General features: G+C 71.4%; 15 protein-coding genes and 1 pseudogene. 12 read left to right on the top strand and 4 right to left on the bottom strand.

Annotated elements, in window-relative coordinates; genetic code table 11:
* The first annotated feature begins 41 nt into the window (after positions 1-41).
* From HF999_RS16990 to HF999_RS16960, 7 genes are all read left to right on the top strand, one after another.
* Positions 42-2,312 carry a carbon starvation CstA family protein gene (locus tag HF999_RS16990; protein WP_168547028.1) on the top strand — a complete coding sequence of 757 codons (2,271 nt, stop codon included), beginning with the start codon at positions 42-44 and terminating at the stop codon, positions 2,310-2,312.
* Complete coding sequence (locus HF999_RS16985) at positions 2,273-2,473, top strand: YbdD/YjiX family protein (protein WP_168547027.1); 201 nt, start codon at positions 2,273-2,275, stop codon at positions 2,471-2,473. Before HF999_RS16990 ends, HF999_RS16985 begins: the two co-directional genes overlap by 40 nt.
* 68 nt (positions 2,474-2,541) lie before the next feature.
* Positions 2,542-4,011, top strand: coding sequence for an AlkA N-terminal domain-containing protein (locus HF999_RS16980; RefSeq protein ID WP_168547026.1), 1,470 nt, complete (start codon positions 2,542-2,544; stop codon positions 4,009-4,011).
* Positions 4,008-4,517: a methylated-DNA--[protein]-cysteine S-methyltransferase gene (locus HF999_RS16975; protein WP_168547025.1), complete on the top strand. Its 510-nt coding sequence runs from the start codon at positions 4,008-4,010 to the stop codon at positions 4,515-4,517. The genes HF999_RS16980 and HF999_RS16975 overlap by 4 nt, the downstream gene beginning before the upstream one ends.
* Positions 4,518-4,525: 8 nt before the next feature.
* Positions 4,526-5,716: an AI-2E family transporter gene (locus HF999_RS16970; RefSeq protein ID WP_168547065.1), complete on the top strand. Its 1,191-nt coding sequence runs from the start codon at positions 4,526-4,528 to the stop codon at positions 5,714-5,716.
* A 34-nt stretch (positions 5,717-5,750) separates the two neighbouring features.
* Positions 5,751-6,836, top strand: coding sequence for a DNA recombination protein RmuC (locus tag HF999_RS16965; protein WP_168547024.1), 1,086 nt, complete (start codon positions 5,751-5,753; stop codon positions 6,834-6,836).
* A 17-nt stretch (positions 6,837-6,853) separates the two neighbouring features.
* Positions 6,854-8,485, top strand: a complete 1,632-nt coding sequence (locus tag HF999_RS16960) for a DUF6542 domain-containing protein (protein WP_168547023.1) — start codon at positions 6,854-6,856, stop codon at positions 8,483-8,485.
* 133 nt (positions 8,486-8,618) lie between these two features.
* Here HF999_RS16960 and HF999_RS23240 read toward each other — a convergent pair.
* Positions 8,619-8,738: pseudogene (locus HF999_RS23240) on the bottom strand (DivIVA domain-containing protein); the annotation flags it as partial.
* 39 nt (positions 8,739-8,777) lie between these two features.
* Entirely contained in the window at positions 8,778-9,728 is a 951-nt protein-coding gene (locus HF999_RS16950) for a 4-hydroxy-3-methylbut-2-enyl diphosphate reductase (protein ID WP_168547021.1), read from the bottom strand.
* A gap of 59 nt (positions 9,729-9,787) precedes the next feature.
* On the opposite strand from HF999_RS16950, the gene HF999_RS16945 reads away from it, so the two are divergent.
* Genes HF999_RS16945 through HF999_RS16935 form a run of 3 tightly spaced genes read left to right on the top strand, consistent with a single transcriptional unit; the run spans position 9,788 to position 11,960 of the window.
* Entirely contained in the window at positions 9,788-10,462 is a 675-nt protein-coding gene (locus tag HF999_RS16945) for a lipid droplet-associated protein (protein ID WP_168547020.1), read from the top strand.
* Positions 10,459-11,751 (top strand): exodeoxyribonuclease VII large subunit, encoded by a 1,293-nt coding sequence (gene xseA, locus HF999_RS16940; RefSeq protein WP_168547019.1) that lies wholly within the window; start codon positions 10,459-10,461, stop codon positions 11,749-11,751. Before HF999_RS16945 ends, xseA begins: the two co-directional genes overlap by 4 nt.
* Complete coding sequence (locus HF999_RS16935) at positions 11,748-11,960, top strand: exodeoxyribonuclease VII small subunit (protein ID WP_168547018.1); 213 nt, start codon at positions 11,748-11,750, stop codon at positions 11,958-11,960. Before xseA ends, HF999_RS16935 begins: the two co-directional genes overlap by 4 nt.
* Position 11,961: 1 nt before the next feature.
* Here HF999_RS16935 and HF999_RS16930 read toward each other — a convergent pair whose 3' ends face one another.
* Positions 11,962-12,588 (bottom strand): DUF4245 domain-containing protein, encoded by a 627-nt coding sequence (locus HF999_RS16930; protein WP_168547017.1) that lies wholly within the window; start codon positions 12,586-12,588, stop codon positions 11,962-11,964.
* A 136-nt stretch (positions 12,589-12,724) separates the two neighbouring features.
* On the opposite strand from HF999_RS16930, the gene glpX reads away from it, so the two are divergent.
* Positions 12,725-13,732, top strand: a complete 1,008-nt coding sequence (gene glpX, locus HF999_RS16925) for a class II fructose-bisphosphatase (protein WP_168547016.1) — start codon at positions 12,725-12,727, stop codon at positions 13,730-13,732.
* A 61-nt stretch (positions 13,733-13,793) separates the two neighbouring features.
* Positions 13,794-15,212, top strand: coding sequence for a class II fumarate hydratase (locus HF999_RS16920; RefSeq protein ID WP_168547015.1), 1,419 nt, complete (start codon positions 13,794-13,796; stop codon positions 15,210-15,212).
* On the opposite strand, the gene HF999_RS16915 is transcribed toward HF999_RS16920, so the two are convergent.
* Entirely contained in the window at positions 15,205-15,777 is a 573-nt protein-coding gene (locus HF999_RS16915; protein WP_168547014.1) for an NPCBM/NEW2 domain-containing protein, read from the bottom strand. The two genes, HF999_RS16920 and HF999_RS16915, sit on opposite strands and share 8 nt — an antisense overlap.
* Positions 15,778-15,787 lie beyond the last annotated feature (10 nt).

Raw genomic sequence — 15,787 nt, 5'->3', positions numbered from 1 at the left:
TGCGAATCACCACCGTGGTTCCCGACCTTCGAGGAGGCAGCGTGTCAGCTCCCACCGCACCGTCGAACACGGAGACGGACGGCGACATCACCTACGTCCGGACCGACCCGTCCCTGCCACCCGTGGCGATCATCGACCGGTCGCCGATCACGACGAAGCACAAGGTGATCTTCGGCGTCATCGCGATCATCGGCGCCGTGGCCTGGGCGATGATCGCCCTCGCCCGCGGCGAGACCGTCAACGCGGTGTGGTTCGTGCTGGCGGCCGTGTGCACCTATGTCGTGGGCTACCGCTTCTACGCGCGGCTCATCGAGCTGAAGGTCGTGCGCCCGCGCGACGACCACGCCACCCCGGCGGAGATCCTCGACAACGGCACGGATTACATGCCGACCGACCGCAGGGTCCTGTTCGGTCACCACTTCGCCGCCATCGCCGGCGCCGGGCCGCTCGTCGGCCCCGTCCTCGCGGCGCAGATGGGCTACCTGCCGGGCACGATCTGGATCATCGTCGGCGCCCTGGTCGCGGGCTGCGTCCAGGACTACCTCGTGCTGTGGATCGCGACCCGGCGCCGTGGCCGGTCACTGGGCCAGATGATCCGCGACGAGCTCGGCGCGGTCGGCGGCGCCGCGGCGATCATCGGCATCGCCGCGATCATGACGATCCTCATCGCGGTCCTCGCGCTGGTCGTCGTGCAGGCACTGGGCCACAGCCCGTGGGGCGTGTTCTCCATCGCGGCGACCATTCCGATCGCTCTGTTCATGGGTGTCTACCTGCGCTACCTGCGACCGGGCCGGGTGTCCGAGGTCTCGCTGATCGGCTGTGTGCTGCTGCTGGCAGCGGTGATCGGCGGTCGCTACGTCGGCGAAAGCGGCTGGGGCAAGGACCTGTTCACCCTGACGCCCGTCCAACTCAGCTGGGCCATCATCATCTACGGATTCGCGGCGTCGGTGCTGCCGGTGTGGCTGCTACTGGCTCCGCGCGACTACCTCTCGACCTTCATGAAGGTCGGCACCATCGCGCTGCTGGCCGTGGGCATCATCATCGCCCGCCCGCTCATGGAGGCCCCGGCGGTCTCCGACTTCGCCACCCGCGGCGACGGCCCCGTCTTCGCCGGCTCCCTGTTCCCGTTCCTCTTCATCACCATCGCCTGTGGCGCGCTCTCGGGCTTCCACTCCCTGGTGAGCTCCGGCACCACTCCGAAGCTGCTGGAGAAGGAGGGGCAGATGCGGCTGATCGGCTACGGCGGCATGCTCACCGAGTCGTTCGTGGCCATCATGGCGCTGATCACCGCGTCGATCATCAACCAGCACTTCTACTTCGCGATGAACGCACCGCTCGCGAAGACCGGAGGCACCGCCGAGACCGCGGCCACCTATGTCAATTCGCTGGGCCTGAGCGGTGATCCGATCACCGGGCAGCAGATCGCGCAGGCCGCCAAGGACGTCGGCGAGGAGAGCATCGTCTCCCGCACGGGCGGTGCCCCGACGCTGGCGCTCGGCATGTCCGAGGTGCTGCACCAGGTGTTCGGCGGATCGTCGATGAAGTCCTTCTGGTACCACTTCGCGATCATGTTCGAGGCGCTGTTCATCCTCACCACCGTCGATGCCGGCACCCGCGTCGCCCGCTTCCTGGTCTCCGACGCGCTGAGCAACCTGGGCGGCCCGTTCCAGCGGCTCAAGGATCCCAGCTGGCGGGTGGGCGCATGGGTCGCTTCGCTGCTCGTCGTCGCGGCGTGGGGCAGCATCCTGCTGATGGGCGTCACCGATCCGCTCGGCGGCATCAACACGCTCTTCCCCCTCTTCGGCATCGCCAACCAGCTGCTCGCCGCGATGGCGCTGACCGTGGTGGTCGTGGTGGTGGTCAAGAAGGGCTACTACAAGTGGGTCTGGATACCGGCCATCCCACTCGTCTGGGACCTGATCGTCACCATGACGGCGTCGTGGCAGAAGATCTTCAGCGCCGACCCTGCGGTGGGCTACTGGAAGCAGCACAGCAACTTCAAGGCCGCGGCCGAGGCCGGCCTGCAGAAGTACGGATCCGCGAAGACACCCGAGGCGATCGACGCGGTGGTGCGCAACACCTTCATCCAGGGCACCCTGTCGATCGTGTTCGCGCTCATGGTGCTGATCGTGGTGATCATGGGGGCCTGGACGATCTACCGCACCGTGTCCGGCAACGGCCGCCCGCTCACCGAGGAGGAACCGGTGCCCAGCAAGCTGTTCGCGCCGAAGGGGCTCATCCCCACCGCGGCGGAGAGGAAGGTGCAGGAGCAATGGGACGAACTGGGCGTGACCCGATCATCCGGGCACTGAAGACGATCCGCTGGTACGTGGGGTCGGTGATGGGCGACAACCACTACCAGCGGTACGTCGCGCACCGTCGGGCCACCCATCCGGACGAGCCGGTCATGACCGAGCGGGAGTACTGGAAGGCGCGCCACGACGGCGCGACCGTCCAGGTCCGCTGCTGCTGACCGGCGCACCGACGACCGTGTCCGAAACCCGCTAGCGGGATCGCCCCGGCGGTGCGAGAGTCGAGGGCGTGACCAACGGATCAGCCCTCCTCGACTTCGACCGGTGCTACCGGGCGATCGCCGGCCGGGACGCGCGGTTCGACGGGCAGTTCTACACCGCCGTCGCGACCACCGGCATCTACTGCCGGCCGTCCTGCCCCGCCACGACCCCGAAGCCGCAGAACGTGAGCTTCCACATCACGGCCGCCGCCGCGCAGGCGGCCGGGTACCGGGCGTGCCGACGGTGCCTCCCCGACGCCGTGCCCGGCTCGCCCCGGTGGAACCTCGAGTCCGACCTCGCGGCGCGGGCCATGCGCCTGATCGCCGACGGTGTCGTCGACCGCACCGGCGTGTCAGGCCTCGCGGAGCGACTGGGGTACAGCCAGCGACAGCTCACCCGCGTCCTCACCGCGGAGCTCGGCGCCGGCCCCCTCGCCCTGGCACGCGCCCACCGCGCGACCACGGCGCGGATCCTCATCACGAGCACCTCGATGCCCTTCTCGGACATCGCCTACGCCGCGGGATTCACCTCCATCCGGCAGTTCAACGACACCGTCCGCGAGGTCTTCGCCCGCACGCCGTCGCAGCTGCGTGCCCACCGGAGCCCCGACCGGGCCGGCGCCACAGGCGAACTCACCCTCCGCCTCGCGCTGCGCGGGCCCTACGCCACCGGGTGGGTGCGGTGGTTCCTCACCGCGCACGCGGTTGCGGGCCTCGAGCACGCCGACGGTGACCGCTACACCCGGGTCCTGAACCTGCCGGGCGGGAACGGAATCGCCACCGTCGACCTGAGTACCGCAGCGGACGGGTACGTCCGTACCACCCTTTCCCTCGCCACGATGAGCGACCTCGGCGCGGCGGTCGCCCGGCTGCGGCACCTGCTGGACCTGGACGCGGATCCGGTGGCCGTGGACGAGGCCCTCGCGGCCGATCCACGACTCGCGCCACTCGTCGCGGCCACGCCGGGCATCCGGCTGTTCGGCTGCGTCGACCCGGCGGAGCTGCTGCTACGCACCATGATCGGGCAGCAGATATCCATCGCGGCGGCGGCGACCCATCAGGCGCGGCTCGTCGACGCGCTGGGCGCGGAGGTGGACGATCCCTCGGGTCGAGTCACGCGGGCCTTCCCCACCCCGGCCGCGGTCGCCGCCCACGGCGCCGACGTTCTCACCGGACCGAGGGCGCGGATCGCCGCGATCGTCGGGGTCGCGGCGGAACTCGCGGACGGGCGACTCCGACTGCACCCCGGCATGCCCCGCGCCGAGGCCCGCGCGGAACTGCTCCGCCTCAAGGGGATCGGCCCGTGGACCGCCGACTACGTCGCGATGCGCCTGCTCGCCGACCCCGACACACTGCTCGCGTCCGACCTCGTGGTCGCCAAGGGCGCGCAGCACCTCGACCTCGACATCACCACCAATCGCTGGAGCCCCTGGGGCAGTTACGTCTCCCTGCACCTGTGGAACCACGCCCTCACCACCGACCGGAGGATCACCCCGTGACCGCATACAGCTCGACCACCGAGACCCCCATCGGGCCGTTCACCACCGTCGTCGACGTCGACGGTGCCGTCCTCGCCTCCGGCTGGACCGCCGACCTCTCGACCCTTCTCCCCGTCATCCACTCCGCGTTGCGGCCCCCGGCCGTCGAGGAGCGCGCCGACCTCGGCGCGGTGACCCGCGCCGTCGCGGCCTTCCACGCCGGCGAGGTCACCGCGATCGACGACATCGTCGTCCGCCAGCGCTCGGGCGCCTTCGTCGAGCACGCCTGGGACGTGCTGCGCACCGTCGAACCCGGCAGGACCGTGACCTACACGGAGTACGCCGATCTGTCCGGACGGCCCGCGGCCGTGCGGGCCGCGGCGATGGCCTGCGCCCGCAACGCCGCGGCGCTGTTCGTGCCCTGCCACCGGGTCCTGCGCCTGGACGGCTCGCTCGGCGGCTTCCGGTGGGGAATCGCGGTCAAGGAGTGGCTGTTGACGCACGAGGCACATACGATCGCGACGTGAGCGATGAGATGACGAACCCGCCGGGCAAGCGGACCCGCAGCGAGGTGTACGGCGCCGCGGGTACGTGGCTGGCGCTGTGGAGTCTCCGGATCGTCGCCATCGCGGCGATGCTGTACGTGGTGACCTGGGTGCTCGCCGAGTTCTGGTCGGTCCTGCTGCCCGTACTGCTGGCGATCCTGCTGTGCACCGTGTTGTGGCCGCCCGTCCGCTGGCTCCGCGACAAGGGGCTGCCGCCCGCGCTGGCCACGGCGGTGACGCTCCTGATCTCGCTCGGCCTGCTGGCCGGCGTGATCGGGCTCATCGCCCCGTCGATCGGCGGGCAGTCCAAGGAGATCGCCGACAAGGCGGTCGAGGGCGTGGGCAAGGTGCAGAAGTGGGCGCAGGGTCCGCCGCTGAACCTGCAGGACGAGCAGATCAGCAAGTTCGTCGCGTCGATCACCAAGAAGCTGCAGGAGAGCGCCGAGAGCATCGCCTCGGGCGTGTTCACCGGCGTGAGTGCCGCTGGGTCGTTCGTCGTCACGCTGGTCATGGTGGCGATGCTCACCTTCTTCCTCCTCAAGGACGGCGACAAGTTCATGCCGTGGCTGCGGCGCCACACGGGCACTCCGCTCGCCGAGCACTTCGCGGAGCTGCTCACCCGCGTGTGGGGCACGCTGGGCGGGTTCATCCGCACACAGGCGCTGGTCAGCCTGATCGATGCGCTGTTCATCGGCCTCGGCCTGGTGCTGCTGCAGGTGCCGCTCGCCGGGGCCCTCGCGGTGATCACCTTCCTCGGCGGATTCGTTCCGATCGTCGGCGCGTTCGTCGCGGGCGCGCTCGCGGTGATCGTCGCGCTGGTGACCAACGGCCTCGGCACCGCACTGGCCGTGCTGGCGGTGGTCGTCGCGGTCCAGCAGCTCGAGGGCAACGTGCTCTCGCCGATCCTGCAGTCCCGCTCCATGCAGTTGCACCCGGCGGTCGTGCTGCTGGCCATCGCGTTCGGCAGCACGCGGTTCGGCATCATCGGCGCGTTCCTGGCGGTCCCCGTCGCGGCGGCCGTCGCCGTGCTGTTCCGCTACCTCGGCGAGCTGATCGACGAGCAGACGGGCGAGACACCTCCCCCCGACGACGAGCCGGCCAAGCCGAGTCTCCGGGACCGGCTCCGGCGCAAGTCGGCGCCCGAACCCGCCGATGAGGAGCCCGCCGCCGACGCGGCCTGACGAACTTGTCAGGGGGTTCGTCCATGCTGTCGGCATGGACCTCTCGCACCTGATCGTCGCGCTGCTCGCGCTGGTGGTCGGCGTCGCCGTCGGAGTGATCCTCGCCAGGGTCGCGTCCACCCGGCTCGGCTCGCCCGGCGATGCCGCCCCCGCGCCGGACGCCCTCGCCGGGCCCGTCAACGCGCTGTTGGCGCCGCTACGGCAGACCCTCGACGCGCTGGGACACGAGTTCGCCGTCGCCGAGCGCAGCCGCGTGGCCGCGTTCGCGGGACTGCGGGAACAGATCGGCACCGTCGCCCGCACCAGCGAGGCGCTGCGCGCCGAGACCGCGACCCTGCGGTCGGCGATGAAGTCGTCCACCGTGCGTGGCCGCTGGGGTGAGCTCCAGCTCGAGCGGGTCGTCGAACTGGCGGGGCTCAGCAGGCACTGCGACTTCTCCACCCAGTACGGGGCCACGGTGGGCGAGGCGCGCGTCCGGCCGGATCTCGTGGTGCACCTGGCCGGCGGCCGGAATCTGGCGGTGGACGCGAAGGTGCCGCTCGATGCGTACCTCCAGTTGCTCGAGGCGCCGCCGTCGGAACACGCGGCGCTCCTGTCCGACCACGCCCGCCGGTTCCGCTCCCATGTCGTGCAGCTGTCGGGCAAGCGGTACTGGGAGGCCGTGGGCTCGCCGGAGCTCGTGGTGATGTTCGTGCCCGCGGAGGCCTTCCTCGATGCGGCATTGCAGGCCGACCCCGACCTCCTGGAGTTCGCGCTCGATCGGAATGTGGTGCTCGCCACACCCACCACGCTCGTCGCGATGTTGCGGGCGGTCGCGCTCGCGTGGCGGCAGCACGCCCTCGGCGAGGACGCCGGCCGGATCCAGGCACTCGGTCGCGAGCTGAACGAACGATTCGACATTTTGAACAATCACTTCTCCGTGCTCGGGTCCGCCCTGGGTAGAACGGTCGAGGCGTTCAACGCCACCGTCGGGTCGTACAACGCGCGCGTCGGCGTCACGGCGCGCCGGCTGTCCGATCTGGCATCCATGCCGGACGGCGCGCGCGAGGAGCCATTGGAGCTCACGCTCACGCCGCGAACGGTCCCCACCGGGTCGGATTCTCGGTTCTCACAGCCTTAACCGGTACGGTTCACCTTGTGTCGAAGTTCCAACCGTCCCGCTCCCAGGTGCCGGTCGACGAGCGATCCGTGCTCGCGACCGTCCCCGGACTGCCCTGGTGGGGTGCTGTCCTGACCCTGCTGGTGTTCACCGGGGTCGGCGCCCTTGCGGCGGGCGAGTACACCGGGGTCAACGCCGGGGTCCTCGCGATGGCGGTCGGGGCTATCGTCGCGGTGCTCGCCGTGCGCAATCGCGCACTGTTCACCGCGATCGTGCAACCACCGTTGGTGATCGCCACCGCGATCCCGGTGTACAAGTGGTTCTCCCTCCCCAGTCCCCGCAGCACCAGCAAGATCCTCACGGACGTCCTCTTCCCGCTCATCGCACTCTTCCCGTGGATGTTCTGGATCTCGGTGGTCGTCATCGCGATCGGCGGTGCCCGGTTCATGGTGTATCGGCGGCTCACCTCGACCGCGCGCAGCGTGCAGCGCGTGGGTTCGAAGAGCGACTCGAGGGCCGGCGCGCGGCGGGCCTCGTCGACCGCCACGGCCGACGGTGCCACCGCGAAGTCCGGCACCACCACGCGGTCCGGCGCGGCGAAGCAGCTGGCCGAGGCGTCCGGTCCCACCCTCGGCGAACGACTCCGTGCGGCGTTCACCCGGCTGCGTCCCGGTCCGGCCGCCGCCCCCGCAGCGGCGGGCGCGGCTGCCCTCGTCGCCGACGGTGCCGCGCGGTCCGAACGCCATCAGCGCGGCTCATCGCACCGGTCCAGCCGTGCCGTCCGGGACCGTGCGGAGCGCCGTGAGCGCCCGGAGACCGCGGCCACCGAGTCCGCGGCACGTGGCCGCAGCTCCGCCGCCCGGCGCGATGAGGCCCGACGTGACGAGGTCCGGCGCGACGAGGTCCGGCGCGACGACGTGCGCCGCGAGGCTCCCCGCCGCGAGGGCGTCCGGCGCGAGGACCTGCGCCGCGAGCGCACCCGGCGCGAGGAGATCGCCGCGCGCGATGCCGGCGCGCCCGCCACCCAGATCAATCACGTGGTGCGTCCCGACTCCGCGCCGATCCGTCGGCCCGAGCCCATGCGGCGGCGCCCCGTCGACGCGGACCGTCGCGACCTGCCGCGCGGGGCCCGACCCCGGCCCGCCGTCGCCCAGGGCGACCGCCCGCGGCCCGGCCCGCACGACTCCCGGGAGCTGCGCCGCGACGGCGATCGGCGTTCCCTCGACCCGCAGCCCCGGTGGCGCGGCGTCCCCGAGGCGCCACGGCCGGACGCACCGTCGGGACCGCACCGCGCCGCAGCACGTGCCGATTCCCGCGACTACCGGCGTGAGGCGCGCGACATCGACCGCGCCCGGGGCGTCGCCGAGCCCGCCGCCCCGCGGATCGAGCGGGAGCGACCGCGGATCCCCCGCGACGATTTCGCCTCACTCCCCCGCCTCTCGGGTGACCGCTCCGCCCAGCCCGATCTGCCGAGCCTCTCCCGTGACGTCGAGCGTCCTTCCCGACGGGCCGAGCCACCGTCGAGCCCGGGCCGCTACGAGCACTACCGGGCGCCGCGCTACCGGCCCCAGAGCGAGGACAGGGCCGTGGAGACGAACTTCCGCGACGATTTCGCCGAGCCCGTCGAAGAGGCACCTCGGCAGATCCGCCGGCACCGCTACAAGGACTGATCGGCTCGGTCAGCGACGGCGAGACTCCGGCTCAGAAGCTGCGGAAGCCCCGATCCTCGGGTCGCTCCGGGAGCGGAGCCTGCGGTGCGGGGGCAGTGCCCTCGTAGCGAGCCAGCCGGGCGTACAGGTCGCGCAGGGTCGCCTCGACATCGTCGATGAAGCTGTCGACCTGGTCCTCGTTGTACCCGCGGCGTCCGATGGAGGGCTTGGCGAAGGCGACGTTGTGCACGTCATCGGGCGTCAGGTACCTCATGCAGATACTGTATCGCATGTGCGATGACGTGCTTACCGGTCAGGCCTTCGCGCGGGGGCGCAGTTCACGCGGCAGCGCGAACACCAGCGTCTCGTTCGCGGTGGTGACGGACTGCACGTCCTCGAAGCCCTCACCGTCGAGGTATTCGACGACGCCCTTGACGAGGATCTCCGGCACCGACGCGCCGGAGGTGATGCCGACGGTGTTCACGCCCTCGAGCCACGCCGGGTCGATCTCCCGGGCGAAGTCGATGAGGTGCGCGGCGCGGGCGCCGGCCTGCAGCGCGACCTCCACCAGGCGGACCGAGTTCGACGAGTTCCGCGAGCCCACGACGATCACCAGATCGCACTCGGGGGCCATCGCCTTCACCGCGACCTGACGGTTCTGCGTGGCGTAGCAGATGTCGTCGCTGGGCGGGTCCTGCAGCTTGGGGAACTTCTCCCGCAGGCGACGCACCGTCTCCATCGTCTCGTCGACCGAGAGCGTGGTCTGCGAGAGCCAGACCAGCTTCTCCTCGTCCCGCACGACGACCTTCTCAACCGCATCCGGGCCGTCGACGAGCTGCACGTGCTGCGGCGCTTCACCGGCCGTACCCTCGACCTCCTCGTGGCCCTCGTGGCCGATCAGCAGGATGTCGTAGTCGTCGCGGGCGAAACGCTTGGCCTCCTGGTGCACCTTCGTCACCAGCGGGCACGTCGCGTCGATGGTGCGCAGGCTGCGCTGCGCCGCCCCCTCGTGCACCGCGGGCGACACGCCGTGCGCGGAGAACACCAGGAGCGAGCCCTCGGGCACCTCGTCGGTCTCGTCCACGAAGATGACGCCCTTGTCCTGCAGCGTCTCGACGACGTGCCGGTTGTGCACGATCTCCTTGCGCACGTACACGGGCGCGCCGTGCTTCTCCAGGGCCTTCTCGACGGTCTCCACCGCACGGTCGACGCCCGCGCAGTAGCCGCGCGGCTCGGCCAGCAGGACTCGCTTGCCAGAACTCATGCTCCCAGGCTACGGCACCTGACGGAGACTCCGCGGCCGCGATGAGGCACCCTGGACACATGAGCCGTTTACCGTTCGTGGTCCGCGTCGCCGTCGGGGCCGTGTCGCTGGCCGCCGAGAAGGGCCAGGAGATCGTGACGGGCGCCGTCAGCGCGCCGCTCACGCTGGGCAGCAAGTCCGCACAGGCCTTCATCGCCGTCCAGCAGGACCTCGCCGATCTGGCGGTCCGCGGCGATCGCGCGATCGAGTCCGTCTTCCCCGCCAAGGAGGAGGAGCAGGCCTCCTGGGCGACCTTCGACGACGACGAGGACGTCGACGTGGACCTACCGGCCCCGCCCCGGGCCGCGTACGGCGAGGTCCGCCCCGCCTCCGAGCCCGCGGCCCCCGCCGCGGATCCCGACGATGCGCCCGCCGCGGCTCCGGCACCCGTCGCCGCCGCGCAACCCGCCGGTGAGTCCGCCGGGGCCGAACAGGCCCCCTCGGGCGCCGGACGGTACGCCCTCTACAGCTCGCCCGCCCCGGCACCGTCGGAGACCGAGAGCGGCGCCGAGGCACCGGACGATCTGCCGGCGGCCGCCCGTCGCATCGACTACCCCGAGCTGACGCTCGCCCAGCTGCGCGGCCGGCTGCCCGGCCTCACCACGGCCGAGGTCGAGTCGCTCGTCGCGTACGAGCGCGATCACAAGGGTCGGGCCCCCTTCCTGACGATGCTCGAGAACCGCATCACTCGGTGACCGCACCCGGAACCGGCGCGACGGCAGGCCCCTCCTCCGGCGGACCGTCGACCGCCGAACACCCGTGGCCCGTGCGCGTGGTCTCGATGAAGATCGGGCAGTGGATCGACCGGCTCGGCGAGGTCTGGGTCGAGGGCCAGATCACCCAGCTCAACCGCCGCGGCGGCGGCACCGCCTTCCTCACCCTGCGCGACCCGTCGGCGAATGTCTCGCTCCAGGTCACCTGCCTGCCGGCCGTGCTGGACCGGTCCGAGGTGCCCCTGAACGAGGGCACGCAGGTGATCGTGCGCGGCAAGTTCACCTACTGGGCCGGACGTGGCAGCCTCTCGCTGCGGATCACGGAGATCCGCGCCGTCGGCGTGGGCGAGCTGCTGGCCCGCATCGAACGGCTGCGGCAGCTGCTGCACGCCGAGGGCCTGTTCGACCCGCGACTCAAGCGGCCCCTACCGTTCCTGCCGCGCACCGTCGGCCTGGTCACCGCCCGGGCCAGCGCGGCCGAGCGCGATGTGCGGTCGATCGCCGAGGGCCGCTGGCCCGACGTGCGGATCCGCGCCGAGTACGCCACGGTGCAGGGCTCGACCGCGGTCCCGCAGCTGGTCACGGCGCTGCGCACGCTGGACGCCGACCCCGAGGTCGATGTCATCATCATGGCCCGCGGCGGCGGCAGCGTGGAGGACCTGCTGCCCTTCTCCGACGAGGCCCTCTGCCGGGCCGTGCACGCGGCCCGGACCCCGATCGTCTCCGCGATCGGCCACGAGCCCGACAACCCGCTGTGCGACTTCGCCGCCGACGTGCGCGCCGCGACCCCCACCGACGCCGCGAAGCGCGTCGTGCCCGACGTCGTCTCCGAGCTCGCGCGGATCGCCGAGCTGCGTTCCCGCGCGGCCGCGGCCCTGCGCGGCTGGGTCTCGCGCGAGGCGCACACCCTCGAGGCGCTGCGCTCGCGGCCGGTGTTCGCGCACCCGATGCGGCTCGTCGACGACCGGTCCGCCGAGATCGAGCGCCTGCTGCGCGATGCCCGGCGGGACGTGCGGCGCACCGTCGACCGGGAATCCGACGGGGTGCGGCACCTGGCCGCGCGCCTGACGACGCTCGGCCCCGCGGCGACGATGGCCCGCGGCTACGCCGTGGTCCAGAAGATCACGCCCGACGGCGAGAACCCCGTCGTGCGCAGCATCGACGACCTCGCGCCCGGCTCGCAACTGCGGGTCCGGGTGCCCGACGGTGCCGCCAACACGGCCGTGATGGGCGTGACGAAGATCTCCGTACGAACCGAGGATGAGGGATGAGCGACGAGACACCGGTGGCCGAGCTCGGCTACGAGCAGGCCCGCGACGAGCTGACCGTCGTGGTGAAGCTGCTCGAACAGGGCGGGATCGACCTCGACGAGTCGCTGCAGCTGTGGGAGCGCGGCGAGGCGCTGGCCAAGCGTTGCGAGGAGCACCTCGCCGGCGCGCGGGCCCGGATCGAGAGGGCCATCGCCGACGGCGAGCAGTGACCTACTTCGGCCCGGCCGACGGTGCCGCGGGGGCCTGTTCCCGGGTGCGCGGCAGCGGCGCCTGGGATTGGACCGCGGACGCGAGCTCGGTGAACCGCGGCACCGTGCCGCTGCCGAACACGACGATCACGGCACCGTCGAGCTGGAGCACCCAGGCGCTGCGGTTCTTGTCGTTCGGGCCGTAGACCTCCCAGGTCCGATCCCCGACGGGGACGCTGCCCGAGGGCTTGGCCTTCGAGCCGTAGACGGACGCGACGACCGCCTCGACGGGCGATCCGGACTGCGAGAGCTGCAGCGAGTTCTTCTCGGGCGTCAGGTAGTTGACGGAGAAGACCGTGCCGCCGGTCACGTCGTCGTCGCGGGTGGCGGTCGCCTTCCAGCCGTCGGGAACCCCGTCGACCACACCCGCACCACCGGGCATCCGGACGGGGAAACCGAGCGACTGGGCCGAGACCTCGTACACGCCCTGCGGGTTGATGGCCGGGACCGTCTCGTCCTTCGGATCGGCGCCGAAGCCGAGCTTGAAGTTGCCCGACGCGAACAACACGATCAGGCACAGCACCAGCAACGGGACCATCGTGAACACCAGGTCGCGACGGCTCTGCAGGATGCGGGGTTTCTCAGCCACGCCGTCCAGTATCCCGAAGGCGCCGCGCACCGTCGGAGGCGGCATAGCCGAACCCCGGCCGGGCCCGGCATGGAAGAATCGGCGTCGAGGCCCCGCCGCGCCCGCCGCGCGCATCGAGATCAATGGAGGATCCCCCATGTCCGACAGCAACACCGACGCGAATCCCATCGCCCCGGACCGGAACCTCGCCATGGAGCTGGTGCGCGTGACCGAGGCCGGTGCGCTCGCCGCGGGCCGCTGGGTGGGCCGCGGCCAGAAGGAATCCGGCGACGGTGCCGCGGTCGACGCGATGCGCCAGCTCGTCTCCACCGTCTCGATGAGCGGCGTGGTGGTGATCGGCGAGGGCGAGAAGGACGAAGCCCCCATGCTCTACAACGGCGAGGAGGTCGGCAACGGCTTCGGCCCGTCCACCGACGTCGCCGTGGACCCCGTCGACGGAACCACCCTCATGGCCAAGGGCATGCCCGGCTCCATCGCCGTGCTCGCCGTCTCCGAACGCGGCGCGATGTACGACCCGTCGGCGGTGTTCTACATGAACAAGATCGCCGTGGGCCCCGAAGCGGCCGGCGTCATCGACATCAACGCCCCGATCGCCGACAACATCGCCAAGGTCGCCAAGGCCAAGGGCATCAAGGTCAGCGATGTCACCCTGACGGTGCTCGACCGCCCCCGGCACGACCAGCTCATCGCCGACATCCGCGCCACCGGCGCCATCGTGCGCCTCATCTCCGACGGTGACGTGGCCGGCGCCATCGCCGCCGCCCGTCCCGAGGCCAAGACCGACATCCTCGTCGGCATCGGCGGCACTCCCGAGGGCATCATCGCCGCCGCGGCCCTGCGGTGCATGGGCGGGGAGATCCAGGCGACCCTGGCACCGTCGAACGACACCGAGCACCAGCGGCTCGCGGACCTGGGCATCGACCCGAGCGTCGTGCTCGGCACGACCGATCTCGTGCGGGGCGAGCACGTCTACTTCGCCGCGACCGGCGTCACCGACGGTGACCTGCTCCGCGGCGTGCGGTACCGCGCCGACGGCGCCACCACCCAGTCGATCGTCATGCGCAGCCGCTCGGGCACCGTCCGGATCGTGGACGCGACGCACCGCCTGACCAAGCTCAAGACCTACGCGCAGATCTTCGACTGAGACGTCGATCTTCTTCTCGGGCCCTGGGAACATTCTCGGGGCCCGAGTACGTTTCTAAGGTATGGCTAACACCGCTGATACCCCGGAGACCGAGTACCGCATCGAGCACGACACCATGGGCGAGGTCCGGGTGCCGGTGGACGCACTCTGGCGCGCACAGACGCAGCGCGCCGTCGAGAACTTCCCGATCAGCTTCCGCCCGCTGGAGCGGGCGCAGATCCGGGCGATGGGGCTACTCAAAGCCGCTGCGGCACAGGTCAATCAGGATCTCGGACTGCTCGCGCCGGAGAAGGCCGCCGCGATCATCGCCGCGGCGCGCGAGGTGGCCGACGGGCTGCACGACGAGCAGTTCCCCATCGACGTGTTCCAGACCGGCTCGGGCACCAGCTCCAACATGAACGCCAATGAGGTCATCGCTTCGCTCGCGGCCCGCGCGGGCGTGCAGGTGCACCCGAACGACGACGTCAACATGTCACAGTCCTCCAACGACACCTTCCCGACGGCCACGCACGTGGCCGCGACCGAGGCGGCGGTGACCTCCCTGATCCCCGCGCTCGAGCACCTGCAGTCGGCGCTCGCCGCCAAGTCGGAGGCGTGGCGGGCGGTGGTGAAGTCCGGTCGCACGCACCTGATGGACGCGGTCCCGGTGACGCTGGGCCAGGAGTTCGGCGGCTACGCCCGGCAGGTCGAGGCCGGCGTCGAGCGGGTGCGCGCCACGCTCCCCCGGGTCGGCGAGGTCCCGATCGGCGGCACCGCCGTCGGCACGGGGCTCAACGCGCCGGAGCGATTCGGCTCGCTGGTCGTGGCCGAGCTGGTCAAGCTGACGGGCGTCGACGAGATCCGGCTGGCCAAGGACAATTTCGAGGCGCAGGCCGCGCGCGACGGGCTGGTCGAGCTGTCGGGGGCGCTGCGGACGGTCGCGATCTCGCTGACCAAGATCGCCAACGACGTGCGCTGGATGGGTTCCGGGCCGCTGACGGGTCTCGGCGAGATCGCCCTGCCCGACCTGCAGCCCGGCAGCTCGATCATGCCCGGCAAGGTGAACCCCGTGCTCCCGGAGGCGGTGACGCAGGTGGCCGCGCAGGTGATCGGCAACGACGCCGCGGTCGCGTGGGGCGGCGGCAACGGCGCCTTCGAGCTCAATGTCTACATCCCGATGATGGCCCGCAACGTGCTCGAGTCGATCGCGCTGCTGGCGAACGTGTCCCGGCTGTTCGCGGACCGCTGCATCGACGGGCTCGTCGCCCATGAGGACCGACTGCGTACGCTCGCCGAGTCGTCACCGTCGATCGTCACGCCGCTCAACTCGCTCATCGGCTACGAGGAGGCGGCGGCCGTCGCGAAGCAGGCGCTCAAGGAGGGCAAGACCATTCGACAGACGGTGATCGACCGTGGCCTGATCGGCGACAAGCTCTCCCTCGAGGAGCTCGATCGGCGACTGGACGTGCTGGCGATGGCGAACGTGGACCGGGTCAGGTGAGGCTCGCGGCGCCGATGGCGCCGTAGGGCGCCGGGGCGGGCGCGCACTCGCCGCCGGTGGCCAAGGCGGAGACGGTGACCGATCGCGCACCGTCGAGCGGGATCGAGACGGTCTGCGGCGCGTCGTCGCGCGCGAGGGTGGTGGCCAGCTTCGTCGCGCCGTCGACGATGACCAGGACGCGCACCCGCAGGGCCCGCGGGGTGTGCGGCTGGAGCCCCAGGACTCCCGTGAGCTTCGCGAACTCGCCGCCGAGCCGGTAGACGGCGGCCGCCGCGGTGCCCTCGCAGCCGATCCAGACGCCGGTCGCGCTGCGGTAGGTGGTGCCCGCGAGGGTCGCGGTCAGGGCCTGACCCGTGTCGCCGACGGCGCTGGAGCTGGCCAGGCGGGCGTAGAGCGGCGTGCCCGTGGGCGTCGCGCCGGCGTACTCCGCGGGCGTGAGTGTCGCCGCCGCCACGCTGAGCGAGCCCGGGTGCGCGTCGTTCGAGGAGGCCGCCCGTGCGCCGCAGCCGGCGATCGCGACAGCGGCTGTACAGATCAGTGCAGTGAAACTTGTTCTCAATCTCACTCGCTGAGGA

Source organism: Tsukamurella spumae (assembly GCF_012396015.1).
GTDB classification, from domain to species: domain Bacteria; phylum Actinomycetota; class Actinomycetes; order Mycobacteriales; family Mycobacteriaceae; genus Tsukamurella; species Tsukamurella spumae.
This window is presented reverse-complemented; position numbering and strand designations above follow the sequence as displayed.

Coding starts and splice junctions, on each gene's coding strand:
- HF999_RS16965 (WP_168547024.1), top strand. CDS start 5,751: ATGGACCTCTCGCACCTGATCGTCGCGCTGCTCGCGCTGGTGGTCGGC.
- HF999_RS16950 (WP_168547021.1), bottom strand. CDS start 9,728: ATGAGTTCTGGCAAGCGAGTCCTGCTGGCCGAGCCGCGCGGCTACTGC.
- HF999_RS16985 (WP_168547027.1), top strand. CDS start 2,273: ATGGGACGAACTGGGCGTGACCCGATCATCCGGGCACTGAAGACGATC.
- HF999_RS16920 (WP_168547015.1), top strand. CDS start 13,794: ATGGCTAACACCGCTGATACCCCGGAGACCGAGTACCGCATCGAGCAC.
- glpX (WP_168547016.1), top strand. CDS start 12,725: ATGTCCGACAGCAACACCGACGCGAATCCCATCGCCCCGGACCGGAAC.
- HF999_RS16945 (WP_168547020.1), top strand. CDS start 9,788: ATGAGCCGTTTACCGTTCGTGGTCCGCGTCGCCGTCGGGGCCGTGTCG.
- HF999_RS16935 (WP_168547018.1), top strand. CDS start 11,748: ATGAGCGACGAGACACCGGTGGCCGAGCTCGGCTACGAGCAGGCCCGC.
- HF999_RS16970 (WP_168547065.1), top strand. CDS start 4,526: ATGACGAACCCGCCGGGCAAGCGGACCCGCAGCGAGGTGTACGGCGCC.